Origin of the sequence: Mesorhizobium sp. B3-1-9, assembly GCF_006439595.1 — a bacterium.
Lineage (GTDB): Bacteria > Pseudomonadota > Alphaproteobacteria > Rhizobiales > Rhizobiaceae > Mesorhizobium.
In genome coordinates, this window is sequence record NZ_VFTJ01000004.1 from 226,931 (window position 1) to 252,931 (window position 26,001).

22 protein-coding genes are annotated in these 26,001 nt (G+C 63.5%); 10 read left to right on the forward strand and 12 right to left on the reverse strand.

Annotated features, from left to right (window positions below):
• Positions 1 to 17: 17 nt before the first annotated feature.
• The 6 genes from FJW07_RS09600 to FJW07_RS09625 all read left to right on the forward strand — a co-directional run bounded on the left by FJW07_RS09600 (position 18) and on the right by FJW07_RS09625 (position 8,777).
• On the forward strand, positions 18 to 1,259 hold the full coding sequence (locus tag FJW07_RS09600; RefSeq protein WP_140653990.1) for an ABC transporter substrate-binding protein: 1,242 nt from the start codon (positions 18 to 20) through the stop codon (positions 1,257 to 1,259).
• Between the two features lie 24 nt (positions 1,260 to 1,283).
• Positions 1,284 to 2,069, forward strand: a complete 786-nt coding sequence (locus tag FJW07_RS09605; RefSeq protein ID WP_140856023.1) for an ABC transporter ATP-binding protein — start codon at positions 1,284 to 1,286, stop codon at positions 2,067 to 2,069.
• Positions 2,062 to 4,281, forward strand: coding sequence for an ABC transporter permease (locus FJW07_RS09610; RefSeq protein ID WP_140856025.1), 2,220 nt, complete (start codon positions 2,062 to 2,064; stop codon positions 4,279 to 4,281). The genes FJW07_RS09605 and FJW07_RS09610 overlap by 8 nt, the downstream gene beginning before the upstream one ends.
• A gap of 89 nt (positions 4,282 to 4,370) precedes the next feature.
• Positions 4,371 to 6,557: a flotillin family protein gene (locus FJW07_RS09615; protein ID WP_140856027.1), complete on the forward strand. Its 2,187-nt coding sequence runs from the start codon at positions 4,371 to 4,373 to the stop codon at positions 6,555 to 6,557.
• 237 nt (positions 6,558 to 6,794) lie between these two features.
• The gene (locus FJW07_RS09620) at positions 6,795 to 7,232 is read left to right on the forward strand and encodes an SRPBCC family protein (RefSeq protein WP_140856029.1); all 438 of its coding nucleotides are present in this window, start codon (positions 6,795 to 6,797) and stop codon (positions 7,230 to 7,232) included.
• A gap of 9 nt (positions 7,233 to 7,241) precedes the next feature.
• The gene (locus FJW07_RS09625; RefSeq protein WP_140856031.1) at positions 7,242 to 8,777 is read left to right on the forward strand and encodes an SRPBCC family protein; all 1,536 of its coding nucleotides are present in this window, start codon (positions 7,242 to 7,244) and stop codon (positions 8,775 to 8,777) included.
• 409 nt (positions 8,778 to 9,186) lie between these two features.
• On the opposite strand, the gene FJW07_RS09630 is transcribed toward FJW07_RS09625, so the two are convergent.
• The 11 genes from FJW07_RS09630 to FJW07_RS09680 form a co-directional block, all read right to left on the reverse strand.
• Positions 9,187 to 11,067 carry a hypothetical protein gene (locus FJW07_RS09630; protein ID WP_140856033.1) on the reverse strand — a complete coding sequence of 627 codons (1,881 nt, stop codon included), beginning with the start codon at positions 11,065 to 11,067 and terminating at the stop codon, positions 9,187 to 9,189.
• On the reverse strand, positions 11,064 to 11,399 hold the full coding sequence (locus tag FJW07_RS09635; RefSeq protein ID WP_226891957.1) for a putative quinol monooxygenase: 336 nt from the start codon (positions 11,397 to 11,399) through the stop codon (positions 11,064 to 11,066). Before FJW07_RS09635 ends, FJW07_RS09630 begins: the two co-directional genes overlap by 4 nt.
• Positions 11,396 to 12,457 (reverse strand): Gfo/Idh/MocA family oxidoreductase, encoded by a 1,062-nt coding sequence (locus FJW07_RS09640; RefSeq protein WP_140856035.1) that lies wholly within the window; start codon positions 12,455 to 12,457, stop codon positions 11,396 to 11,398. Before FJW07_RS09640 ends, FJW07_RS09635 begins: the two co-directional genes overlap by 4 nt.
• Before the next feature lie 4 nt (positions 12,458 to 12,461).
• Complete coding sequence (locus FJW07_RS09645) at positions 12,462 to 13,316, reverse strand: fumarylacetoacetate hydrolase family protein (protein WP_140856037.1); 855 nt, start codon at positions 13,314 to 13,316, stop codon at positions 12,462 to 12,464.
• Entirely contained in the window at positions 13,313 to 14,335 is a 1,023-nt protein-coding gene (locus FJW07_RS09650; RefSeq protein ID WP_246680720.1) for a zinc-binding alcohol dehydrogenase family protein, read from the reverse strand. The genes FJW07_RS09645 and FJW07_RS09650 overlap by 4 nt, the downstream gene beginning before the upstream one ends.
• A complete protein-coding gene (locus FJW07_RS09655) occupies positions 14,332 to 15,147 on the reverse strand; it encodes an MBL fold metallo-hydrolase (protein ID WP_140856039.1) in 816 nt (271 codons plus the stop codon). Before FJW07_RS09655 ends, FJW07_RS09650 begins: the two co-directional genes overlap by 4 nt.
• 4 nt (positions 15,148 to 15,151) lie before the next feature.
• A complete protein-coding gene (locus FJW07_RS09660; protein ID WP_140856041.1) occupies positions 15,152 to 16,360 on the reverse strand; it encodes a cytochrome P450 in 1,209 nt (402 codons plus the stop codon).
• 95 nt (positions 16,361 to 16,455) lie between these two features.
• A complete protein-coding gene (locus tag FJW07_RS09665) occupies positions 16,456 to 17,475 on the reverse strand; it encodes a substrate-binding domain-containing protein (RefSeq protein ID WP_140709047.1) in 1,020 nt (339 codons plus the stop codon).
• Positions 17,476 to 17,558: 83 nt separating this feature from the next.
• Positions 17,559 to 18,578 (reverse strand): ABC transporter permease, encoded by a 1,020-nt coding sequence (locus FJW07_RS09670; protein ID WP_140856042.1) that lies wholly within the window; start codon positions 18,576 to 18,578, stop codon positions 17,559 to 17,561.
• Positions 18,575 to 20,101: a sugar ABC transporter ATP-binding protein gene (locus tag FJW07_RS09675; RefSeq protein ID WP_140856044.1), complete on the reverse strand. Its 1,527-nt coding sequence runs from the start codon at positions 20,099 to 20,101 to the stop codon at positions 18,575 to 18,577. The genes FJW07_RS09670 and FJW07_RS09675 overlap by 4 nt, the downstream gene beginning before the upstream one ends.
• A gap of 37 nt (positions 20,102 to 20,138) precedes the next feature.
• Positions 20,139 to 21,074: a 2-dehydropantoate 2-reductase gene (locus FJW07_RS09680; protein WP_140856046.1), complete on the reverse strand. Its 936-nt coding sequence runs from the start codon at positions 21,072 to 21,074 to the stop codon at positions 20,139 to 20,141.
• Between the two features lie 184 nt (positions 21,075 to 21,258).
• Between FJW07_RS09680 and nanR the strand changes: the two genes are divergently transcribed.
• Genes nanR through otnC form a run of 3 tightly spaced genes read left to right on the forward strand, consistent with a single transcriptional unit; the run spans position 21,259 to position 23,866 of the window.
• Positions 21,259 to 21,972: a transcriptional regulator NanR gene (gene nanR, locus FJW07_RS09685; RefSeq protein WP_140653964.1), complete on the forward strand. Its 714-nt coding sequence runs from the start codon at positions 21,259 to 21,261 to the stop codon at positions 21,970 to 21,972.
• 5 nt (positions 21,973 to 21,977) lie between these two features.
• The gene (gene otnK / locus FJW07_RS09690) at positions 21,978 to 23,228 is read left to right on the forward strand and encodes a 3-oxo-tetronate kinase (RefSeq protein WP_140856047.1); all 1,251 of its coding nucleotides are present in this window, start codon (positions 21,978 to 21,980) and stop codon (positions 23,226 to 23,228) included.
• On the forward strand, positions 23,228 to 23,866 hold the full coding sequence (otnC, locus tag FJW07_RS09695) for a 3-oxo-tetronate 4-phosphate decarboxylase (RefSeq protein ID WP_140856049.1): 639 nt from the start codon (positions 23,228 to 23,230) through the stop codon (positions 23,864 to 23,866). The genes otnK and otnC overlap by 1 nt, the downstream gene beginning before the upstream one ends.
• A gap of 115 nt (positions 23,867 to 23,981) precedes the next feature.
• On the opposite strand, the gene FJW07_RS09700 is transcribed toward otnC, so the two are convergent.
• Positions 23,982 to 24,641: a TetR/AcrR family transcriptional regulator gene (locus FJW07_RS09700; RefSeq protein ID WP_246680721.1), complete on the reverse strand. Its 660-nt coding sequence runs from the start codon at positions 24,639 to 24,641 to the stop codon at positions 23,982 to 23,984.
• 240 nt (positions 24,642 to 24,881) lie between these two features.
• Between FJW07_RS09700 and FJW07_RS09705 the strand changes: the two genes are divergently transcribed.
• Positions 24,882 to 25,994 carry a sugar ABC transporter substrate-binding protein gene (locus FJW07_RS09705; protein WP_140782675.1) on the forward strand — a complete coding sequence of 371 codons (1,113 nt, stop codon included), beginning with the start codon at positions 24,882 to 24,884 and terminating at the stop codon, positions 25,992 to 25,994.
• Positions 25,995 to 26,001: the final 7 nt, after the last annotated feature.

A 26,001-nucleotide genomic window follows, 5' to 3' on the forward strand; every position in this document is an offset into this window, starting at 1 on the left:
AACGGGAGGAACCGAAAATGCACAGACGTACACTGCTGGCCCTGGCGCTGTTCACCGGGCTGACCGCGCCTTCGATGGCGCTCGCCGCCGACGACACGATCAAGATCGGCCTGCTCGCCACTTTCGAGGGGCCGTTCACGGTGCTCGGCGAGGACGGCGAACGCGGCGCCATGACGGCGGTCGCCGAGACCAACGGCACCGTCGCCGGCAAGAAGATCGAGATCGTCAAGGGCTCGTCCGACGCCTCGCCCGACAGCGCCGTGCGCGCCGCGCGCAAGCTTGTCGAGCAGGACGGCGTGAAGGTGCTGGTCGGCCCGCTTTCGGGCGATGAAGGCCTCGCCGTCAAGGACTATGCCAAGACCAAGCCGGACGTGACGTTCATCAACGGCACCTCGGCAGCGCAGGACACGACGCTGCGCAATCCGGCCGAGAACTTCTTCCGCTTTTCCACCGACGGGGCGCAGTGGATGGCCGGCCTCGGCACCTATGCCTTCAACGACAAGGGCTACAAGAAGGTCGCCACCGTCGCCGAGGATTACTCCTTCCCCTACACGCAGGTGTTCGGCTTCATGGCCGAGTTCTGCAAGGCCGGCGGGCACGTGCCGTCGAAATCCTGGGTGCCGATCGGCAACAAGGACTTCTCCTCCGTCATCGCGGCGATTCCCGAGGATGTCGACGCCATCTATGTGGCGCTCGGCGGCGCCGACGCCGTCAACTTCCTGACCCAATACCAGCAGGCCGGGGGCTCGGCTCCGCTCATCGGCGGCTCGATCACCGTCGACCAGACCGTGCTGACTTCGAAAGGCAAGCTGAAGGATGTGCTGAAAGGCACGCCGTCTGCCGGACCGACCGCCGACACCAATGACGCGCCCGCCTGGAAGACGTTTGTCGACGCCTACGAGAAGCAGCCGGGAGCGTTCCCGTCCCCCTCGCTCTTCGCCCATGGCTACTATGTGAACATGAAGGCGACGCTGCTGGCGCTCGACCAGGTTGGCGGCGACGTCTCCGACGGCGGCAAGAAGTTGCGTGAGGCCTTGTCGAAGCTTTCCTTCGACACGCCGACCGGCAAAGTGTCGCTCGACAAGAACCGCAACGCCGTCGCCGACATCTTCTTGACCGAGGTTACCGAAGGCTCGGACGGCACTCTTCTCAACAAGCTGGTCAAGGTCGTGCCGCAGGTCAATCAGACGCTGGGCATTCCCGAGGACGAGTTCATGAAGCTCGGGGCGGTCAACCGCGACAATCCGAGCTGCCCCTAACGGCACGCGCCAAGAGCATCGTCAGTGACCGAAAACCTGGCCGCGAACCGTCTGCAAAGCACCAGTGCCTACGCGCTGGAGCTCGATGGCGTGGCGCGGCATTTCGGAGCGCTGGTGGCGCTCTCGGGCATCGATATGAGGATCGCGGCCGGCGAGCGGCGCGCGGTCCTCGGCTCCAACGGCGCCGGCAAGACCACCCTGTTCAACGCCGTGACCGGCGACTTCCTGCCGACTGCCGGACGCATCCGTTTCTTCGGCGAGGACATCACCGACCTGCCGCCGCACGAGCGTATCCGCCGCGGCCTGCGCCGCACCTATCAGATCTCGCAGCTGTTCAAGGGGCTGTCGGTCCTCGATTCCATCTTTCTCGCCTGCCGAGGCGTCTCGCGCCAGCGGTTTTCGCTGCTGAGGCCCACCGCCGCCGACGTCAACATGGTGCAGGCGCGATCGATCCTCGAGGCGGTTCATCTCGAAGCCCATCGCGACGCACTGGTGGCGACGCTGAGCCACGGCCAGCAACGCCAGTTGGAAATCGCGCTGGCGCTCGCCGGCGCGCCGCGCTTCATCCTGTTCGACGAACCGGCGGCGGGTCTTTCGCCGACCGAGCGGCGCGACCTCGTCGCCATCCTCAACGCGTTGCCGAAGCATATCGGTTTCATCATCATCGAGCATGATCTCGACGTCGCCCTGCGCGTGGCGGACTACGTGTCGATGATGCACAATGGGTACCTGTTCAAGGAAGGCACGCCGCAGGAAATCGAGGCCGATCCGGAGGTCCAACAGATCTATCTCGGAGGCAAGCATGGCTGAACGCCCCGCCGGCAAAAGCCCCAGGGCGGTGCTGAAGATAGAAGACCTGCAGGTCTTCTATGGCGAGAGCCATGCCTTGCAGGGGATTTCGCTGACGCTGGAGAGCGGCGTGCTTTCCGTGGTCGGCCGCAACGGCATGGGCAAGTCGACGCTGTGCAATACCATCGTCGGACTGAAGCGCGCGCGCTCCGGCTCGATCCGCTTCGACGGCCGCGAGACCACCGCGCTCGAACCGCACGAGATCCACCGCCTCGGCGTCGGCTATGTGCCGCAGGGGCGGCGCGTCTGGCCGAGCCTGACGGTCGACGAGCATCTGCGCCTTGCCGGCGGCAATCGGCGTGACGCGAGTTGGACGGTCGAGCGTGTCTACCAGACCTTTCCGCGCCTGGCGGAGCGCCGGCACAATGGCGGATCGCAGCTGTCGGGGGGCGAGCAGCAGATGCTCGCCATCTCGCGCGCGCTCCTCAGCGACCCGAAGCTTCTGGTGATGGATGAGCCGACCGAGGGGCTGGCGCCCATCATCGTCGACCAGGTCGAAAAGATGCTGGTCGACCTTGCCGCCGAAGGCGAGATGGCGGTGCTCGTGATCGAACAGAACATCGGCGTCGCGACCGCTGTCTCCAGCCAGGTCGCGATCATGGTCAATGGCCGGATCAACCGGCTGATGGACGCGGCCGCGCTCACCGTCGACCGCGACCTGCAGCAGCGGCTGCTCGGCGTCGGACGCCATGCCGAGGAAGCGCCTGTCACGCCGACGGAAGCGGCACAGGCAAAGGAGCAACTGGCGGCCGTCTATCGCGTCGACCGCGCGTCCGCCGGATCGCTCGAGCCGGCGGGGGGCGACGGCGTCTATCGGCCCGTCACCCAATTGCCCAACCGCTGGAACGTGCCGGTCACCGAATTGAGGCAGGCGGCCGTCGACAAGACGGCGCCCCAGGACGACCCGAGGAAGGTCTTCGCCATCCCCTTTGCCGAGCGCATCGGCAAAACCGTGCTGGTCGTCGGCACGTTCGACACCAAGGGCAAGGAATTGCGCTTCGTCGCCGACCGGCTGAAGTCGCTCGGACTGCCTGTGCGCACCGTCGACCTGTCGACGTCGGGAAAGCCGTCGAGCGCGGACGTGCCCGCCATGCAGGTGGCCGGCATGCACCCGCGCGGATCCTCGGCCGTCTTCACCGACGATCGCGGCGACTCGGTCAGCGCCATGGCGGAGGCTTTCGCGCGCTGGATCGAGCGCGAGCCGCGCATCGGCGGCGTCATCTCGGCGGGCGGCTCCGGCGGCACCACGCTGGCGACGTCGGGCATGCGGGTTCTGCCTGTCGGCATTCCCAAGCTGATGGTCTCGACGGTGGCGGCAGGCGACGTCGCCAAATATGTCGGGGGCGCCGACATCATGATGTTCCATTCGATCGCCGATGTTCAGGGGTTGAACTCAATCACCGAGCAGGTGCTGTCCAACGCCGCCCACGCCATGGCCGGCATGGTCGCGCAACTGCCCAATGCCGAGGCGTGGGACGCCAGGCGCAAGCTGGCGCGCCCTGCCCTCGGCATCACCATGTTCGGTGTCACCACGCCGGCGGTGCAGGCGGTGACGAAACGGCTCGAAGCCGACTATGACTGCCTCGTCTTCCACGCCACCGGCATCGGCGGGCGCGCCATGGAGAATCTCGGCGACTCCCGGCTGCTGTCGGCTTTCCTCGATCTCACCACGACCGAAGTGGCCGACATGATCGTCGGCGGCGTCTTCCCGGCGACCGAGGATCGTTTCGGAGCGGCGATCCGCACAAGGCTGCCCTATGTCGGCTCGGCCGGCGCGCTCGACATGGTCAATTTCGGGCCGCGCGAGACCGTGCCGGAAAAGTTCCGCGGCCGCAAATTCGTCATTCACAATCCAAATGTCACGCTGATGCGCACGACCCGCGACGAGAACCGGGCCTTCGGCGAATGGATCGGCGGGCGGCTCAACGCCATGGACGGACCGGTGCGCTTCCTGCTACCCGAGGGCGGCGTGTCGCTGCTCGATGCGCCTAGCCAGCCCTTTCACGATCCGGAAGCCGACAACGCTCTGTTCGAAGCGATCGAAAAGACCGTTCGCCGGACGCCCCAGCGCCATGTCGAGCGGGTGCGCGCCAACATCAACGACACGCCCTTTGTCGATGCGGTGATCAGCGCGTTCCACGCGATCACCCCGAAGCTGCAGAGGCGGGCATGAACAGTTGGACTTTACCGGACGGCGGACGGATCTTCGAAATTGGTGCCGGGCGCCTGGCACTGACCGGATTGTGTAGGGGAGAATAAATCATGGACGCGCAGAGCTTTGGCGCTTTCCTGTTGTGGCTGATCGTTGCCGCGGTCGTCGTGGTGATCGCCGTCTACATCTTGCGATGGCTCTATCGCCGCTCGACCAAGGAGACGGCGTTCGTGCGCACCGGCTTCCTGGGCGAGAAGGTGGTGGTCAATGGCGGCGCCTTCGTCATTCCGGTGCTGCACGAGATCACCCCGGTCAACATGGGGGTGCTGCGCATCGAGGTTCGCCGCGAGGACGCGCTGGCGCTGATCACCAGGAACCGCATGCGCGTCGATCTCATCGCCGAGTTCTTCGTCCGCGTCGGCGCGAGCCGCGAGTTCGTCGCTGCCGCGGCGCAGACGCTCGGCCGCCGCACGCTGCAGCCCGACAGCCTGCGCGAACTGCTGGAGGGCAAGTTCGCCGGCGCCATGCGCACCGTCGCCGCGCAGATGACGCTGGAAGAGATGCATGAGCTGCGCGGCGACTACGCCGACAAGGTCCGCGCGCTTGCTTCGGATTCGCTGGCCGCCAACGGGCTGGAACTGGAAAGCGTCGCCATCGTCGACCTCGACCAGACCAGCCTCGAATATTTCGATCCGTCCAACGCCTTCGATGCCGAAGGCCTGACGCAGCTGACGGAGTCCATCGAGACCAGGCGCCGCATGCGCAACGAGATCGAGCAGCGCACTTTGGTCGACATCCGCAACCAGAACCTCGACACCCAGCGCAAGGTGCTGGAGATCGAGCGCGACACCGAATATGCGCGCCTTGAACAGGAGCGCGAAGTCGAGATCCGCCGCGCGGCGCAGCGCTCCGAGCTCGCCAGGGAACGCGCCGTACGCGACCAGGAAGCCGAACAGGCGCAACTTTCCGCGCGCGAGGCGGTGGAGAAATCGCGTCTTGCCCAGGAGCGCAGCATCACCGAGGAACGCATCCGCAGCGAGGAAGACACGCAGCGCCGCGAGATCGCGCGCCGCCGCGCGCTCGACGAGGCCGAGATGAAGATGCGCGAATTGACCGAGCGCGAGCAGATCGCTCTCGGACTTGCGCTGGAGAAGGCGCGCATCGAGCGCGAAGGCGCGCAGAGCGGGCTCGAGATCGAACGCAAGAAGGCGCTCGAAATAGCCGAGCTCGAACGCCAGATCGCGCTAGCGGAAAAGGCGCTCGAAGTAACCAGGGCGGAGGCGGAGAAGCGCCGCGCCGAGATCGTCGAGAACCAGGCAACCGAGACCGCGCGGATCGAGCAGGAACGTGCCGTCGACGAGGTGCGGATCGCCAGGGAACGCCATCTCGAAGCCCTGCAGATCGCCAAGCGTCAGGCCTTCGAGGAAGCCGAGATCTCGGCTGGAGAAGAGGTCGAGCGAGCCCGCATCACCACCGAGCGCGGCATCGAGGAGACTCGCCTTATCAAGGAGCGCGACCTTCGTCAGCTCAGCGTCGACCGCGACCAGAAGATCGAGATCGCCGAGATCCAGAAGGCTATCGACATCGCCAAGAAGACGCAGGAACGCTCCTCGGCGATCGCCGCGTCGGAAGCCGTTCGCGCCAAAGCCATCCAGGCCGAGGAACAGGCCCTGACCGCCCGCGAGCGCGAGATCGCCGAGCGCCGCAAGCTGACCGACCTGATCGGCGCCAGCCGAGAGGCGGAGCGCGAGGCCCTTCGCGTGACAGCCGCCGCCGACGCCGAGATGAAGGCCGCAAAGAGCCTGGCGGAGGCACAGAAGATCGCGGCCGTCGCCGCCGCGGAATCGGAAAAGATCCACGCCCTTGCCGCCGCCCAGCGCTACGAGGTCGACGCGACCGGCCATCGGCAGATCAACGAAGCGGAGAACCTTCTTTCCAGCGAGGCGCGCGCCGGGCGCCTGCGCGGCAAATTGCTGGATCACATGGAAGGCATCATCCGCGAGAGCGTCAAGCCGATGGAGAAAATCGACGGCATCAAGATCCTGCATGTCGACGGTATCAACGGTGGATCTGGCGGCAACCGCAACGTCACCGACGAGGTGATCGATTCGGCGCTGCGCTACCGGGTGCAAGCGCCGATGATCGACAATCTGATGAAGGAGATCGGCATCGAGGGCGGCTCGCTCGGACGGATGACCGACGTGCTGCGCGATGCCAAGGACATTTCGAACCTCGCCCGCGATAAGAAGGGCAAGGGCAAGGCCGCCAAGGACGATGATGACGACCGCGACCATTGAGGTGACGGCGGTGTTTTCTTGCCAAGCGGTTCCCCCACTCCGTCGCTGCTTCGCAGCGCCACCTCTCCCTCCTCCGGAGGGAGAGGAAAGGAGCCAGTTGGAATCGCCTCGCGCCTTTCCTCTCCCCCGTCGATCGGGGGAGAGGTGTCGAGCGAAGCTCGACGGAGTGGGGGTCGATCTGGCGCGGCGCAAGACAATAAATGCTCGGACCGCCATGCCCACGGCCGGCCCGCAAGCATGACCAAGGTCTATGTCTCCTCGGTCATCCCGGCTCCGGCCGCGGACGTCTGGAAGGTCGTGCGCGACTTCAACGGCTTGCCGGACTGGGCGCCTTTCGTGGCCGAGAGCCGCATCGAGCAGAATGCGCATGCCGACCGGATCGGCTGCATTCGCAGTTTCAGGCTCAAGGACGGCGGACGGATCCGCGAACGACTGCTGGCGCTGTCGGACTACGACCTCTCCTGCAGTTACGCGATCCTGGATAGCCCGATGCAGGTGGAGAACTATGTCGCCACCTTGTCGCTGACGCCGATAACCGACGGCAATTTGACGTTGGCCGAATGGCAGGCCGAGTTCGATTGCGCCCCCGAGCGCGAGGCCGCGCTGACGCAGCAGATAGGCAGCGGCGTGTTCCAGGCCGCGCTTACCGCGCTGAAGCAGCGCTTCGGACGCTGACCGCCGCGAATGGTCCAAGTCCGCCAGAGCACGATCATTGATGCCCCGATCGAGGAGGTCTGGGCCATCCTGCGCGATTTCAACGGCCACGACCGCTGGCACCCGGCCATCGCGTCGAGCGAGATCGATGGCGGCGAGCCGGCCGACGCGGTTGGCGCCGTGCGCCATTTCCGTCTGGCCGACGGCGGCGAACTGCGCGAGCAGCTTCTGGCGCTGTCCGACAAGGAGCGCCGGCTGAGCTACTGCCTGCTCGAGGCGCCGCTGCCGTTGATGGGCTATGTCGCGTCGATACGGCTGAAGCCGGTGACCGACGGCAACGCCACCTTCTGGGAATGGCGCTCCGAATTCCACCCACCGGCGCATCGCCGCGACGAACTGGTGAAGCTGGTCGCCGAAGATATCTATCGTGCCGGCTTTGCCGCGATCCGCAATCTCCTCGGGCGCCGCGACGCCGTCGTGCCGGCCGAGGCAAGGCCGTCGCCGGCAATCATGCCGTCGAGGCCGACAGGCGTGGCACCCCGTTCGATCCCCGCGCCGTCGATCCTAGCACCGCCCCGGGACACACAAGAAACGACGCGCGCGATCCTTGTCGAGCGCTATGGCGGACCGGAGGTTCTGCAGTTGAAGGAAATCGCATTGCCGCCGCCGGCGTCCGACGAGGTGCGAATCCGCCACACGGCGATCGGCGTCAACTTCATCGACGTCTATTGCCGCACCGGCTTCTTCGATCTGCTGCGGCCGCCGGGCGTGCCGGGCATGGAGGCGGCAGGTGTCATCGAGGCTGTCGGCGCGGCAATATCCGGCCTGTCGGTCGGCGACCGTGTCGCCTATGCCTGCCCGCCGGTCGGCGCCTATGCCGAGCGCCGCAACATGGCGCCCGATCTGTTGGTGCGGCTGTCGGACGACATTTCTGACGAGGTCGCCGCCGCGAGCCTGCTCAAGGGCGTGGCAGCCAGTTTTCTCCTGCACGACGTCCATGCCGTTCGGCCAGGCGAGGTCGTGCTCATCCACGCCGCCGCCGGTGGCATCGGCCAATTGCTGGTGCAATGGGCACGCCATCTCGGCGCCACCGTGATCGCAACCGTGTCGAGCGATGACAAGGCGCGCATCGTCGAGCGTCTTGGCGCGCACCATGTCATCGTCTATTCCCGGGAGGATTTCAGCGAGGCGGTGATGCGGCTGACCGCCGGCGCAGGCGCCAACGTCATTTACGATGCCGTCGGTGTCGATACTTTCGCCGGCTCGCTCGCGGCCCTTGCCACACGCGGTCATCTCGTCAGCTTCGGCCAGGCATCGGGGCCGGTCGGCGCCTGGGACATCGACCGCCTGGCCTCGAAGTCGATCACCGTTTCGCGGCCCAATTATGCTCATTACACCGACACGCCCGAGAAGCTCGCGCCACATGTCGGCCGCTTCTTTACGGCATTTCGCCAGCGCGCCGTCAGGATCGGGCAGCCAGCGTCCTACGAGCTGGCCAAAGCCGCAGACGCCCATCGAGACCTGGAAACCCGCAAGGCCAGCGGGGCGCTCGTTCTGTTGCCGTAGCCACCCACGGCCGGTCAGAGCGATGGGAAGCTGTTGACGCGCCGGTGCGCATCGGGTTTTCCGACTTCCATTTTTCGAGCGGGTTCTGCGATTCCATTCGGCGGCATAAGCGCCGAGAGTGGTGAAATGCACGCCCGCGCAGGCTTTCATGCGCTGGATCAGCCGGTCGAGCATCATGATGCGATGGCCGCGGCCGATGAATTCGGGATGCATGGTGAGCGTGTAGATGCCGCCCTTGCAGTTCTCGAGCGCATACTGAAAGTCATCCCACCCGATTTCCTCGATGTCGGGCGGATTCGAATAGCCCTGGTTCCAGCCGGCAACGACCTCGAAGGCTGGATAATCGTCCAGCCCCCCGGTGACGGGAAGCTCGACGATATCGGTCGCCGGGCCGAATTTGTAGGGCTCGTCAAGGCCCCCTACCTCGTCTCCCGTGTCGGGCAACCTGAAAAGCGACAGAGCGGTATGGTCCTACTGAGTGGCTGGCCCGATGAGAATTCACCAGTTCCGGACCGTCGCAAGTGACGCCTTGAAGTTTTGCCGTCGGGGCCAACGCAATCTCGATCGGCGCCGACGTTAGATTTGCCGCCAGGATGCGGATTTCGTCGGCGAGCTGAAAAGCGACGGCCGCCACTGCCGAATGATTGACCGAGACGTTGTAGCGCTGGGTTCCTGCTGCAGCCACGAGTTGGGCATGGATGGCCTGTGACGGTCGCGGGGTGCCATCCTCATTCAAAAGCCCGAAAGGTCCGGTGGGTGCTGCCAATATCAATCGATCGGCGGCTGCCGCGGCTGCCTGGGTCGCCACGCCGACGGCAAAGGCGGCACCGAACAATGCTTGCTGGCGCGGGTCGATGCGGGCGGCAGGTATCCGGACAAGATCAGGATTGGCCGCAACTGACTGTCCGTAAGGATTATGTCGCATACCGATCGTGCACGGTCCCAGCCAGATCGACTTGTCAGGACATAAATGCCGCGCCGTCTCCATCACGGCTGAATAAACCGTCAGGGTTTCCATGACCGACTGCTCGTCGGCGGCATGCACGATCGCGCTGTTGCCGAAGAAGACAAAATCCGCATCGCCGCTCGGCGGATTGCGGTTGAATTCGGTGAACAGGGAGGGAGTTCCCGCGCCTATCAGGCAATCGATGCCACTTGCCTTGAGCGCATCGACCAGTTCGCCGACGGGCCGTTCACCCGCCGGCAAATCGTTCGTGGGCCGCGTCTTGAATTCGCGCCGGGGCGAAACCAGCAGCGCGCTGGGTTTGACTTTGGACAAACGAAACGCACCGGCAATGGCCGCTGCTTCTGCTGAGGGATCGACCGTTTCAACAATCGCCTCGACCGCCAATCGGGCGCCGAGCGCATCCGCAAGGTCGGCTGATTTGCGAAGCATCCGAGCGTCATGCCCGCGCGCGCTGTCGAAGCGAACAATGATCTCCGGAACCGGCCCAAGCAAAGATGCGCTGGCCGTCGCGTCAGGCAAATCGTCTGGATCGAGGAACAAAGCAATAGACGGCATGCGTCCAGCCGGTCCGCCAAGCGTCAGAGTTACAACGCCGCCGGTTGTCTTTTGGGTTGCCGACGCATCGGCGCGCACGGAAACAGTGATGCACTGACGGTCCTGCGTATCTTTGCGAATGATATATGGACGGGGTTTTGAAAGTGGCCGGATATAGGTCTTGAAAGAGGCGTCCGTCCAGTTGCGCTGGTCCTCCATTTCGAAGGCATCGCCTTCCATGGTGACGGTGCAGGTCATGCCAGGCGCCGGGTAATGCGTCAGCGCCGAGATGTCGAATGCAGGCTGATCCGGACTGATCAGAGAGGGAAAAGTCGTATCTTCGATCATTCCGTTGCTGTGCCGGATGGACAGCTTTCCGCCCGCTGCCTCGGCAGGGTGAAGCACGACGAAGCCTGTGCGGTTTGTCGGAAAATCGGTGAGTGCAACACCTTCGGCCTCCAGGCTGAGTTCGCCCGAAGCGTCGCCGGTAATCGTCATTCGATAAGCAAAGCGGCCTTGCGGACCGCTGCAGAATCCATCGTAGCCTACTTTGAAGGAGTCCCCTTCCGTCGCCACAGAGACATTGGAGAGCTCGGCCTTGTAAGTCCCCCAGGATGAATCGCGCGCGAGATAGTTTATCGCTCGAACCACCTCGACGCCGGCAAAGGAAATCGTCCGCAGATTGCCGTCCTCAAGGATAGCGGTCAGCGATCCGGCAGTCAGAAGCCGTCGTTCCGGCAGGGGCTCGTCGGTGCCGTAAAGCGCCAGAGGATCCGGATCGGCTGTCACAGCTTCGCCTGCTTGAAGTTCTCATCGACCTTGTATGTCACGACCGTCTTGCTGCTCACCATGTCGCGCGTGCTGGCATCGAAGCTGCGATAGTGCTCGGAAGCAAGATGCAGGTCGAAGGCTGCGCGATCACGATAGATCTCGTAGAGGAAGATCTGCGACGGTTTCTGGGGTCCCAGCGGTGTCAGCACATCGAAGCGCAGGCATCCCGGCTCAAGCTCGACAGATGACGCCGCATTCTCCGAAACGAGCCGGTAGAACTCGGGAAAGGTCCCCTCGACGAGCTCGAAAACAACGGTCAGCGCAAAGGCCGCTTCGGAAAGCATGCTCATCCAGGCTCTCCGTTGTGAATGGGATTCCATTGCATGGGTTGAATGGCGCGCCGTTCGTCCGCGGCGCGATAGGCGGCGTCGACCAGCGCGTATGTCTTGAGATTGTCCTCACCGCTGGTTTCGGCCGGGACGCCACGCTGCAGACAGTCGAGAAAATGGCCGCATGCGCCGATCACGCCTTGCTGGGCGACATGCCAGGGATGACCGGTCCAGGTCAGGAGCGGCGCGCCAGCATCTTGCGTCCAGGTCTTGCCATCGCTCGTCACCGTTATCCTGCAGCCGGCTCCAAGCGAAATCGCGCCCTTGGGACCTTCAACGACCAGCAGCGTTTCAGGAAAATGATCGGGCAGACGTCGCGACTCGTACGTGCATTCCACAACCGACACCGCGCCACTTGCATGGCGCAGCAGCATGGTCGCCGTATCCTCGGCGCGAACGCGCGGATTGCGCTTCTGGGTTTCACTGGAGATGTGCTCGACCTCGCCGAGGAAGAAGCGCGCAAGGTCCAGCATGTGGATGCCGACATCAGCAATCGCCAGCCGCTCCTCGTCATAGAAATAGGGCTGGGTCTTGTAGACATCGAAGCCGGTCCTGAAGCGAATCCTCGCCCAACTCGGCGTTCCGATCGCGCCGCTGTCGATCACCTTGCGGACCACGCGCATCGGCGCCTGGAACCGGAAGTTCTCGTGCACTGCAAGCCATACATTTGCCTTACGGGCCGATTCGACGATCGCAACGCAGTCTTGCCAGGTCGACGCGAACGGCTTCTGGACGATCGCGGCAACGCGATGCGCGATGGCGATCTCCGCCAACAGCCTGTGCGTGTCATGGCGCGTGACGATATCGACCACGTCGAGACGCTCAGCCTCGAGCATGCTTTCGGCGTCCGAGTAAAACGGCACGCCGAACTGCTCCCCAGCCGCGCGCGCCTTGCCGGCATCGACATCGCAAACGGCAGCGAGTTGCGCTCCCGTTTCGGCGAGGTCGCGCCAGGAATGCAAATGGTTCTGCGCGAAGAAGCCGCAGCCGATCACACCAATGCGCAAAGGGCGGGCCATACCTCTATCCGGCCACGATCGGCGTTCTGAGCACGCCGATGCCAGTCGCCTCGATCTCGACGATATCGCCCGCCTTCATGAAGATCTGCGGCTTCTGGAAGGCGCCTACGCCAGCCGGCGTTCCGGTCGAGACGAGATCGCCGGGCTCAATCGGCACATAGTGTGAGAGGAAGGATATCAGCCGCGGCAGCGAGAAGAGCCAGTCGGACGTGCTGCCATTCTGCAGCAGCTTGCCGTTGAGCCGGGTCTTCAGCGCCACATCATCCGGCCTGGTCAGTTCATCGGCAGTGACGATGCAGGGGCCGATGGGCGCGAAGCCGGCGAAATTCTTGCCGATGGTAATCTGGTTGTCCTTGAATTGAACGTCGCGGGCGGAGATATCGTTGAGCAGCGTGTAGCCGAAGACCGCCGGCATCACATCGGCCTCCGCGGCCTTGTGCAGGCGCTTGCCGATCACGGCGGTGAATTCAACCTCGTAGTCCATCTGTTCGGTTCGAACCGGCTTCTCGACCGCCACGTCCGGCCCGACGACCGATGACGGCAGCTTTGCGAAGAAGAACGGCTCGGTTGGCATCTTGGCGTTAGGATTTTCCTCGGCATGCCCTTTGTAGTTGATGCCGGAGCAAAGAACCTTGCCGGGGCGGATGGGGGCTTCGAGCATGACATCGACAAGCGCATAGCGCGGCGCCTGGGTAAGTCCGCCGCGAATTTTGTCGAGCGCAGACTTGCCGCCCTGCACGATGTCGAGCACCGAGGCCGCTAGCCCGGCTTCGGTGAGGCACACCACCTCCTCGCCGTCGAGGACGCCGGCGTGGTGGTGATGCCCCGCCTTCTTATGGGAGAAAGTCACGAATTTCATACGGCCTCCGAAACGAAGACAGCCTTGTGCAAGGCCATCGGATTGTCAGCGAGTGTTTTGAAAACGGTGGGTGCCTCGGACAGCGAGAAGCTGCTGGCGATCTTGGGATAGTGGATCTTGCCCGACGCAAGCAGATCGAGCGCCTCGGGAAAGCAATCGACGGACGCGCGCGACCCGAGGATCGTGACTTCCTTGCGGGTGAAATCCAGGCCGGGAAACGTGACGCCCTGCCCTTTCTTGACGAGGCCGAGGATGACGATACGGCCGCCGGCGGCGACGAGGTCGATGGTCTGTTCCATCGCTGGCGCCGCACCCGTCGCCTCCATGACGACCGGCATCCCCTCGCCGTTCGTGATCTCAAGCACGCGCTCGAGCAGGCCCGCGCCGCCGGCGATCGGAGTTGCACCCATGTCCGCGGCGGTGGACAGCCGCTCCGCCGAAAGGTCGGTTGCGTAGACTTTGGCGCCGAGCGCCCGCGCGACCTCGACGATCGCCAGACCGATCGGACCGACGCCTAGAACGAGGACCGTGTCGTCGGCGGTGACCATTCCACGCCGGCAACCCTGGACGCCGATGGCGACCGGCTCGGCGAATGCCGCCTCGAAATCGGTCAGCCCGTCCGGCACAGGGTTCAAATTGGTCGCGGGCGCGGTGACGAAATCGGCGAAGCCGCCCTCGCGATGCACACCGATAATGGCGAGGTTGGCGCAGCAATTGCGCTTGCCGACCCGGCAAGGATAGCAATGGCCGCAGCCTATGAACGGGTCGACGACGACACGCGTCCCGACCTTCGGACCGGCGGTCCCTTGACCGTAAGCCTCGACCGTGCCGGCGATCTCGTGACAGCCGATGCGCGGGTAGATCACGTAAGGATTTTTGCCGGTGTAGATGTAGAGATCGCCGGCGCACAGGCCCGCTGCCCTGACGCGCACCAGCACCTCGCCCGGTCCAGGGAGCGGCTTCGGCACATCGGCGATGCGGATCGACCGCGGCTGATCGAAAATGGCGGCCTGCATCATGCCGCCTTTGCGGGGCGCACCACCCTGCCTTCGGCGTCGAATTCGATCCAGTCGCCGGCCCGAAGCAGATAGGGGTCGGCGATAGGCTCGCCGCGCGCCCTCGCCGCGCCGTGATGCTTCATGTAGTCGGCGACATCCTTGTCGCCGTCGAGGGTGATGTAGTGGCATGGCAGCACGGTCTCGAGCCCGAGCCATTGGGTCGCAAGGACCCCCTCGTAGGGGCTCATCTCGCCCGTCAGCATTTCGCCAGGCATCGGATTGAGATGCAGGACCTCCTGCGGATTGGCGATGCCGATGCATCCGACATTCGGCTTGTAGAGTTGGCCCTGCAGCTTCAGGTCGGAGAAGATGGCTGTGTCGCCATAGTGGTAGAAACGCAGCCCGTCGGCATAGACGATGAAAGCCATCGGCACGCCTGATATGAAGGAATTGTCCTTCAACCTGATCTGCGACCAGTGGTGACATTCGAGCGGCTGTATCTCGATGCCCGCCACCTTGACACGGATGCCCCAGGTGGTTGCACGAATCTGGTTTGCGGGGATGCCGCGGTCCATCAGCCAGGCCTTCACCTCGCCGCCGCAGACGACCGGGCATCCATATTTGGCAGCGATTTTGTCGGTGTCGCCCAGATGATCGAAGGCCGCATGGCTAACGATCACCAGATCCACGTGGTCGAATTCGGTGGATTTGGTTGCGGCGCCGGGGTTCTGATCGAGAAAGGGATCGCACAATATGCGCATGCCGTTCTCGGTCAGAATCTCGTAGGCGGCGACGCCGTGGAAGCGGATGCGGGTCGTGGGTCGAAGCGTCATCGGTTCAACTCGTCTTTCTCGTGTCGATCTTGAGCGGCAGGCAGGAAAGTCCGTGCCGATCGCCGCGTGTCTTCCAGCGAAGCTCTTTCGTCGTGTCAGGCGCAAGGCTCAAGCGAGCTTCGATCAGCGTCTCAAGTGTCACCGCCATTTCCATGCGCGCTACACCCGCACCGGCGCAAAGATGTGGGCCGGCCCCGAAAGTGAGATGCTTGTTCGGATTGCGATCGAGGCGCAGCTCGTTCGGCGCTTCGAATACCGATGGATCTCGGTTGGCCGAGCCGAAACCGAGCGCCACAATATCGCCCTCGCGTATGTTGCGACCGTGCAGGCACAGGTCGTGCGAGGCGTTGCGGCCGAAAATCTCGATCGGCGAGGAATAGCGCAGGAACTCCTCCACCGCGGTGGGAACGAGCGCTGGCTCCTCGGCAAGCCGCTCCAGGGCCTTCGGGTGTTCGGCGAGCCAGTGCAGCATTACCGAAAGACCATCCGCCGTGGTCTCGAAACCTGCGCCGAAGACGACGGTCATGAATGAGCGTATCTGATTGTCGTCCAGCCGTTCGCCATCGATCTCGGCCGCAATCAGCATGCTGATGAAGTCGTCGGTCGACTTGGAGCGCCGCGCCGCGATCAGCTTCTCGATATAGGCGTTGAGTTCACGGCTCGAAGCCGCGCCGGCTGCAGGGTCGCTCATGTTGAACATGCTGGTGATCCAGCCGATCCACCTGTCCGAATCTTCCAGCGGCACGTCGGTGAAGGCCGCCAGCGAGGCGACGGCAACCGGCACGCAGAATTCGGCAACGATCTCGGCCTGTCCCTTCGCAGCCATCTTCTCGAAGAGGGACCGGGCCAGCGCCCTGACGCGCGGCGTGATGGCGGCGACACGTTGTGGGGCAAAGACCGGATTGACCAGCGCGCGGTAACGCGAGTGCCGCGGCGGATCGACTTCGATCGGCAGCTGGGGTTCGGTGCGCGGCGTGATCACGGGAATGGCCGTCACGCCGGGAACGCTGGATGTGTAGTCGCGCCAATTGATTGCCGCGGACCGCACGTCGTCATAGCGGCTCAGCAGCCAAAAACCTCCGTGCCTGTTCGACCGGGCCACCGGACATTCGCGCCGCAGCCTGTCGAAGGCCGAGAATGGATCGGCGACGAACGCAGGATCGTGGATGTCCACGTCGTCCGGTATCGTCTGTGGTGTCACTGTTGCGGCCATGGTCGCGACTTGATCGGGTTGGTTCGCTTCAAAGGTGCCTCCGGCGGCAGGGGTGAACCGCCGGAGGAAGGGGCGACAGCCCTCGTGGAGATCGACTACTTGACGCCGAGCGCGGCCGTCACCTTGTCGACATTGTCCTTGGTGACGAGGAGTACGCCGGTGTCGAGCGTATCGGGGACCGGACGACCGCCATCGGCGGCGCCAAGGCCGGCGGACTTCAGACCGTTGTGATTGTAGTCGTGCAGGATCTTGACGGCGTAGTAGATGAAGAGCTCGCGGTTCTGCACCACGATGCCGTCGACCCAGCCTTGCTTGGCTGTCTTGAAGAAGTCGGGCGTCTGCTCCATCGCGGTCACCTTGATGTCGCCTGGATTCTTGCCGGCCTCGCGCAATGCGGTGACGATGCCGGCGCCGGATTCCGAGTCGAAGCCGGCGATGCCGGCGATGTCCGGATTGGCGGCCAGGATCGCGGCCGTCACCTGCGCGGCCTTCTGCGCGTCGCCGCCGTCGTCTTCGTTGGAAACGATGTTGTACTTGCCGCCGCCATTGGCCTCGATGTAGGCCTTGAAGCCAGCGACCGCCTCACGCATGTTGCCGGCATTGATGATCGACATCATGGCCAGCTTGCCGCCGCTGGGCAGCTTCTCCATTATCTTCTTGGCCTGCGCGACGCCGACCTGTGTCCAGTTCGTGCCGATGTAAGCCAAGCGGCCCGAGTCCGGCAGATCGCCGTCGTCGACGACGGTGGGCACACCCTGTTCCAGGCACTTCTTGACCGATTCCGTCAGAGACGGATCCCAGCCACCCACCACGGACACGCCATTTGGCTTCTGCGCGCAGACCTGGTCGACTGCGGCGATAAAGCCCGGCAGGTCAAAATCGGTCGGCCCGGCAACGACCACTTTCACGCCGAGTTCCTCGGCGATCTTCTTCATGCCGACATAGTCGTACTGCACGAAGAGCGGAAGGTTGGCCTTGTTGGAAATCCAGTAGTAGGTCTCCTTGGCGTCGGCTGGGCCAAACGATGATTCCTGCGCGCGCGCAGGTGCCGTCACGGCCGATGCAAGCGCCGTCATGCCCAAGGCGATCAATGTCGATTTCAGCATAGAGCCCATTCCTGTTTCCTCCTGATTGGGTTCTGATCCCAGTTTTTGCAGTTCCCCCGGCTCTGGCCGGATTTCCCCCGCTTGCTGCCCGATCAGGCGCGGCCCGCGGTCTTGAAGCGGTCGAGCGAGACGGCGAACAGCAGGACGAGACCGACGACCAGTCCCTGCCAGAACACGCCGACCGCATTGATGATCATGGCGTTCTCGATCAGGGCGATGAAAAGCACGCCGAGAATGCCGCCCAGAACCGTGCCCTCGCCGCCCTTGAGGCTGGCGCCGCCGAGCACCGTCGCGGTGATGACCTTGAGCTCGATGCCGACGCCGGCATTGACGACCGCGCTGTTCAGCCGCGCCGCCCCAAGCACGCCGGCGATACCCGCCAGCGCACCCATGATCACGAAGCCGATGAGAATCAGCCTGTCGACGCGGATGCCCGACAATTGCGCCGCACGAGGATTACCGCCGACGAAATAGAACTGGCGGAAGAAGCGGGTGCGGGCGATCAGCCAGCCGCCGATCAGGACAAGAACCAGCATTGCCCAGAACGGCGACTGGATGCGCAAGATAGGATCGGCGGCGCGGCCATACTCGGCGAAGCTGTCCGAGATCGGGGTGACGCCCGTTCCGGCCGTCACATAGGTGAGGCTGCGGTAGATGGTCAGCGTGCCGAGCGTCGCGATCAGCGCGTTGATGCCGATGCGGGTGACGATCAGCCCGTTTATCAGCCCAGCCACAGCCCCGACCACGACACCGATGAGGAGAGCCGCCTCGGCGGGCCAGCCCCACCAGCCCGCGACAACGCCGGCCCATACGCCGGCCAGCGCCAGCGTCGAGCCGACCGAAAGATCGAACGTGCCCGCAATCATCAGGAGCATCATGCCGCAGACGAGGATGCCGACGGGCGCGAGGTTCAGAAGCACGGCCCGCATATTCGGTCCGGTCGGGAAATTGTGCGGATAGACGATGGTCATCGCCAGCGCCAGCAGCACGACCAGAACGAACAATGTCAGCTCGCGCGAATTGGCCAGCCGGCGCACGATGCGCAGCGGCAAGGCCTCGCGCTGCTCCACCGACGCCTGCGCTTCGTTGCGGGAAATCTGTGCCAAGCTCATGCTCCAACCGCTTCCTTGCGTACGTCCGCCACGGACGATGTGAACCGGGTCGCCAGCCGCAGAACCTGCTCTTCGGTCGCGCCTTCGCCGGCGAGTTCTCCGACTGTTCGGCCTTCGGCCATCACCACGATGCGGTCCGCGAGCGCGAGCACCTCGGGCAGATCCGAAGAGACGACCAATAGCGCCACGCCCCGCTCAGCGAGGCCACGCAGGAGGCGATAGATTTCGGAGCGGGCGCCAACATCGACGCCGCGCGTCGGCTCGTCGACGATGAGCAGGCGGGGCTCCATGGCTAGCCATTTTGCCAGCAGCACCTTCTGCTGGTTGCCCCCGGAGAGCTCGCCGACGATCTTGTGCACGCTCGGCGTCGAGATGCGCAGCTCGCCGATGAAGTTGCCGGCCAGCGCCTCGGCCTTCCTGTTGGAGAAATTGACGCCCGACGAGACCTTCGACAGGACCGTTGCGGCGATGTTGTTGACGAGATCCATTCCCAGGAAGAGGCCCGAGGTCTTGCGATCTTCCGGCACCATGCCGATGCCGGCGTGCTTGGCATCCCACGGTCCCTGCGGGTTGATCGGCGCGCCTGCTATGCGGATTTCGCCGGCCCTGCGGGCCCTGGCACCGAAGATGGCCTCGCAGAATTCGCTCCGCCCTGAGCCGATCAATCCGGCCAGGCAGACGACCTCGCCCGCACGCACGGTGATCGAAGCCGATCGCACAAGCGGCGGCGCGGAGATCTCATTGGCCTCAAGAACGATCGGCCCCACTTGTCGTGGCGAAGCCGAGCGCGCGAGATGGACCTCGCGCCCGACCATGAGCCGGATCAATTCGTCCGTCGTGGTCTCGGCGACCTTTCGGGTGCCCGCCAGCCGCCCATCCTTCAGCACAGTGACCGAATTGCAGAGCGAGAAGATTTCGGCGAGGCGGTGGGATACATAGATGACCGAAACGCCGTCCCTGGCCAGCTGACGCACGATCTCGAACAGCTTTTCGGTTTCGGTCAGGGTCAGGGCCGCCGTCGGCTCGTCAAGGATCAAAAGCTTCAACTCGCGCGACAGCGCCTTGGCGATCTCGACGATCTGCGCCTGGGCCGGCGACAAGAACGCCACCTTCATGGCTGGATCGATGGCAACGCCGAGTTGGGCGATGAGAGCGTGGGCTCGTTCACGCATCAGTCTCACATCGACCTGGCCGAGCCATTTCGTCGGCTGCCGGCCGGCAAAGATGTTCTCCGCGACCGAGAGCTGCGGCACCAGCGAGCCTTCCTGATGGACGATGCCGATGCCGAGCTCGCCGGCCGCTTTCTCATCGAGTTCGCCGAGAGCGACGCCATCGAGGCGCACCTCGCCGCTGGTGCGGGCATAGACACCGGCGACGATCCTGCCGAGCGTCGACTTTCCGGCGCCATTCTCGCCCAGAAGAGCCCGGATTTCGCCGGGCTCAACCGTCATCGATACATCGTCGAGCGCCCTCACGCCGGGGAACGATTTCGAGAGCTGCGAGACTTCGAGGCGCGCCGCCATCTCAAGCCTCAAACGCTGAACGACAAGGCCGGCATCGTTATGCCTTTGCCTGAAGATAGTGGGCTTGTTTGGCCTGGATCATCCAGACCATCGTGTCGTTGACCGGCGTCGCCACACCGATGCGCTTGCCGGCATCGACGATGGCGCCGTTGATCACCTCGATCTCCGTCTGGCGCCTGGCCTCGACGTCCTGCAGCATCGAGGCCTTGCCGCCAACCGCCTTCTCGAGCAATCCGGTGATGGCCGCCCAACGTTCGTCGTAATCGAGCGAAATGCCTTGCGCATTGGCAACGGCCACGACCTCCCTAAGGATCGCGGCCATCAGCGACTTGGTCGCGTCAAAAGCGACCAGTTCGTGCGACATGAAATGCAGCAGGCCGGCGACCGGCAGCGTGCAGGCGTTCAAGGCAAGTTTCTTCCAGACCTCGTCCAGGATGCGTTCCGATTTCGTGGTTTCGATCTGCGCGGCGCGGAAGGTTTCGATCACCTTGTCCAGACGCGGCGTCGTCTTGCCGCTCAGCTCGCCGATATAGGTCATCCCCACACCAGGATGCTTCACCCTGCCGGGACCAAGCAGCGTGCCGCCGTGATAGGTCAGGCCGACAAGCACCTTGTCTTCGCCGACAATGCCGGCGATGCGCGGTGCGTTTCCCCAGCCATTTTGCAGGCTGAGCACCGCGGTAACGCCCGAGATCATCGGCGCCGCGGCGCGGACCGCGGCATCGGTGTGGTAGCATTTGACGAAATTGATGATGAGGTCGACGGGCCCGACCTTGGAAGGCTCCGTGCTTGCGGGAACGCGGATGATCGGCTGAGTGCCGTCCTTCTCCTCGATCGTCAGGCCGTTGTCGTTGATTGCCGCCACGGCAGGCTTCGACACATCGATCAGCGTGACGTCATTGCCGGCGCGGGCTAGGTATCCGCCAAAAATGCCGCCCATCGCGCCGCCGCCGCCCAAAATGGCGATCCGCATGTCTTCTCGCTCCCTGACCCGCCACGGGGTTTTTTGGCAAGGCCGTGCCATCGCTTCCGATCGTTGTCGGAAACGCGCTTTCGGCGAACGAAGCCGTTCGCCGATCCGGCCTTGTTTTGGTTTATCTTGCCGTCATCCTTGCAAGCAGTTGCATGGTTGTCAAGTATGATGGTATGAAAGGTCTATGGTCGACCCTCTCGTCATAGAACGCAAGAAGCTCTTCGAGCACGTAGCCTCGCATCTCGAGGCGCAAATCCTGTCCGGCAAACTGAAGCCCGGCGATCAGCTGCCGCCCGAGCGCGACCTGCAGATGCGCTTCGGCGTCGGCCGGCCGGCAATCCGCGAGGCTCTGATCTCGCTGCAGAAAGCCGGGCTCGTCGAACTCACCAACGGCGCGCGCGCCAAGGTACTGATGCCGACCGCCTCGCATATCTTCACCGGCATGGCCCCGGCGGTGCGCCAGATGCTCTCGACCGAGGAGGGGCATCGCTACTTCCAGGGCGCTCGCCTGTTCTTCGAAGTCGGGTTGGCGCGCGAGGCAGCCCGCCACGCGACGGCCACGGACCTTGAGGCGCTGGCGGCTGCGCTCGAAGCCAATCGCAAAGCGATAGGCAACCGCGAGCGGTTTACCTCGACCGACATCGCCTTCCATTTCGAACTGGCGAAGATGGCGCGCAATCCGGTCTTCATCGCGCTGCACGACCAGATTTCGGAATGGCTGAAGGAACAGCGCACCGTCACGCTTGCCGCCAAAGGGCAGGAAAAGACGGCTTTCGAGGCGCACAAGGCGATCTATGAAGGCATCGCCGCGCGCGACCCCGACCGCGCCGAGCAAGCCATGCGCACGCATCTGGAGCAGCTTGCCGTGACCTTCTGGCAGCAGCGCACGCACGACTGACGGCCATGCGGATCGGCGTCATCGGTGATGACTTCACCGGCTCGGGCGATATCGCGAACACGCTGGCCAAGGCCGGGGCACGGACGCTGCAGTATATCGGCACGCCCGCACATCCGGCACAACCGGACATCGATGCGGCAGTCATCTCGCTGAAGACCCGCTCGATCGCTGTCGACGAGGCGGTCGCGCAATCCATCGCCGCTTGCCGTTGGCTCGTTGCAAATGGCGCCGAGCAGATCGTTTTCAAATACTGCTCGACATTCGATTCGACTCCGCAAGGCAATATCGGGCCGGTCGCTGCGGCGCTGCTCGATGAACTGGAGGCGCCGCTGGCACTCGTCTGCCCCGCCTTTCCAGCGAATGGGCGCACGGTCTATCAGGGCCATCTCTTCGTCTGGGACAAGCTGCTTAGTGAATCCGGCATGGAAAGCCATCCGCTGACGCCGATGACGGACGCCGATATCCGGCGCTGGCTGGCGCGCCAGACAAACCTGAAGGTTGGACATCTTCCGTTGCACGCCGTCCGATCACAGATGCTGGGCAAGGCGCTTACCGACGCCGAAGCCGCCGGCGAGCGGCTGGTTGTCGCCGACACGATCCTCAACGACGACCTTGTCAAGCTCGGCCGCGCCGCCGCCGGTCACAAGCTGGTCACTGGTGGATCAGGCATCGCTCTCGCGCTACCGGGAAATTTCGGCATTCGCGCCAGCCGCGCCTCCAAGGGCTTCCAGGGCGCGCATGGTCCGGCGCTGGTTCTGTCCGGCAGTTGCTCGGCGGCGACACGACGCCAGGTTTCGCTCTACCGGCAAACGCATCCGTCCATGGAACTGAGCGCCGAGGCTTTGAGCAACGACGGCGACGCGGTCGCAAAGCAGGCGTTTGCTTTCATCGAAAAGCACAAGGACGTTGCTCCGCTGGTCTTCTCCTCCGCGGATCCGGCGGTTGTGTCGGCGGCGCAGGCTCGATATGGCGGCTCGGAGCTTGCTGGCCGGTTCGAGTATTTTTTCGCCTCGCTGGCCACGCAAGCGGCAGCAGCCGGCTTTCGCCGCATGATCGTGGCTGGCGGGGAGACGTCCGGCGCGGTTGCCTCAGCGCTGGGGCAAGGACCGATGCGCATCGGCTCCGAGATCGACACCGGCGTGCCCGTGCTGGTTCTCGACGGGCCGCCGCGTCTGGCGCTGGCGTTGAAGTCGGGCAATTTCGGCGCCGATGATTTCTTTCAACGCGCCCTGAACATGCTGAAAGGCAGCAGCTGATGACACTGGAAGAACAGCAGCTTCGCGACGAAATCTGCCGCTGGGGCCGGTCGCTCTTCAAGCGCGGCTATACCGCCGGTTCCTCAGGCAATCTGTCGGCGAGGCTCTCCGACGGTTTTCTTGTGACGCCGACCAATTCCTGCCTGGGATATCTTGAAGCTTCCAAGCTCACAAAACTCGATTGGAATGGTGTCGCCGTTTCGGGGGACGCGCCGACCAAGGAAATTCCGCTGCATATGGCATTCTATGAGTCGCGATCACAGGCCGCCGGCGTCGTGCATCTGCACTCGACCTATGCCACAGCGCTATCTTGCCTCGAGGACACCGATCCTGAGGATACGATCCCACCCATAACCCCCTATATCGTGATGCGGGTGGGGCGTGTGCCTCTCATACCCTACACACATCCTGGATCGGCAGACACCGGTGCCTTGGTACGAGCACGCGCGCCCGACCATGCCGCAGTTCTTTTGGCCAATCACGGCCCGGTTGTCTCGGGCCGCAGTTTTCGCGATGCGGTTTTCGCGGCCGAAGAGCTTGAGGAGACCGCAAAGCTGGTTCTGCTGACAAGAAACATGTCCGTGCGTCGCTTATCCGACGATCTGGTTGCCGAACTCAATCAACGCCGAAAATCGTGAATGCCCGACTGCGCTTAGCCTTCGCACGCACTGGCCCGATCAGCCTCATGCCGCCTCTTTCATCGTCAAGCTGGAGGGCGGAACATCTCGACGCCGTCAGCGTCCACAGGCAGTGTCACGCGCTCACAAGCCGCATAATGGTATCGATATTAAACTCCAAGCGCTGATCTAGGGCGCCCTTGTCCATCAGGTCGCGCTCGAAAATAATTGAGCCCGTGAAGCGGTTCGTCAGATAATAGTATCCGATGGCAGCGATCGTAATATTCAGCTGCACGGGATCGATCCCCGCACGAAAATCCCCGCTGCTCACGCCCCTCTCGAGGATGCTTGACACCATGGCGACGAATTTGCGGCTGGCGGTCTTGATCAGCTCGGACTTCTTCACATGCTTTGCGCGGTGAAGGTTCTCGCTGTTGACCAAGGTGATAAACTCGGGATTCTTCAGATAATATTGCCATGTAAACCGCACGAGGCGTTCAAGGGCATCCCTGGGTTCGAGGTCGTCAAGATGAAGTTTCTGCTCGGCTGTGCGGATGTCCATATAGGCGTTTTCCACAACCGTCTGAAAGAGACCGTCCTTGCTGCCGAAATAATGATAGATCATGCGCTTGTTGGCATTGGCCTTCGCCGCAATGACATCGACGCGGGCGCCGCCGAGCCCGTTCTTGGCGAAATCGCTCTTTGCCGCTTCCAGGATGCGAAGCTTGGTCGCCTCGGCATCCCGAAGCCGCTTCTTCTTGGCGACATTGCCTGATTTGTCGGACGTTGCGTCCACTTTGGTCGCTCCCTTGATTCCAGTTCCAGCGTGTAGGCGACGATCGATCATACGCTGAAAGTCATTTCAATTGTTCGAGAAGTCAACAGGCCGCGCATTGCGCCGACGCTTGACTCTCGCCTGTTAAGGAAGTAACTAGATGGTGCATTAAGCGACCAGGGGAGCGGTTTGGACGGCCAGACTCTCGACGTTGCTCAATAGGTGCCCGCGCCTGCGGGTGGTTGCCAAATGGGAGGTAGCATGTCGACTTTCATCAAGGATTTCATCGAGCGCGAGACCATCAACCGGCGCAATTTCCTGCTCGCCACGGCTGCCGGCATGGGAGCCATGGCCGTGCCATTCGGCTTGGGCGGCGGCGGCGCTCAGGCGGCTCTCACTGACCCGGCGATCGCCTGGTCCTACCGCGACCGCGCCTCGGCTTACTGGAACTCGATCGTGTCGGGTGGAGAGGCTTTCGTGGAATCGCTCGGCAAACCGAAGGATTCCCTCGTCTCGCTGATCAACGAGGGCTCCTCCGAAAAATCGCTGGCCGACATCAAGGCGTTTCTTGCCAAAACCAACGGCAAATGCGCTATCGCCTGCGACGCCAACGACAGCCCGAACGCACGTCCCGTGGTCGAGGCGGTGCGGGATGCCGGCGCCTACATTTCCACTATCTGGAACAAGACCGACGACCTGCATCCCTGGGACATCGGCGACAATTACGTCTCGCATATGACTTGGTCGGACGAGAAGCCGGCCGAGCAGACGGCGCGTATTCTGTTCGAGGCCATGGGAGGCAAGGGTGGCGTCGTGCATCTGGGCGGCATTGCCGCCAACAATCCGGCCATCGAACGCCTCAATGGCTTGAAGAACGCGTTGAAAGATTTTCCCAACATCGAGCTTCTCGATGCCCAGCCCGCCGATTGGGACACGACCAAGGGTACGGAGTTGATGGCATCTTTCCTGACTCGTTTCGGCGACAAGATCACCGGCGTTCACTGCGCAAATGACAATATCGCGTATGGCGTGATCGAGGCCCTGCGCGCCGAAGGCATCGAGGGTATGCCGATAGTGGCCTATGACGGAAATCCGGAGGCGGTGAAGCTCGTCATGGACGGCAAGCTCCTGGCAACCGTCTTCACCAATCCGCACTGGGGCGGCGGCATCACGGCGGCGCTCGCCTACTATGCAGCGACCGGCGCCTTCAAACCCTCCGAAGAGCCGAAGGAGCACCGCGAATTCTACGGCCCGACGATCCTGATCTCCAACAAGGATGCCGCGGACTTCAAGGCCAAATATCTCGATACCGTTCCGTCCTACAACTGGAAGGACTTCTGGGGTCCGGGCAACGGGCAGATCAAGTACAAGTAATACGAAG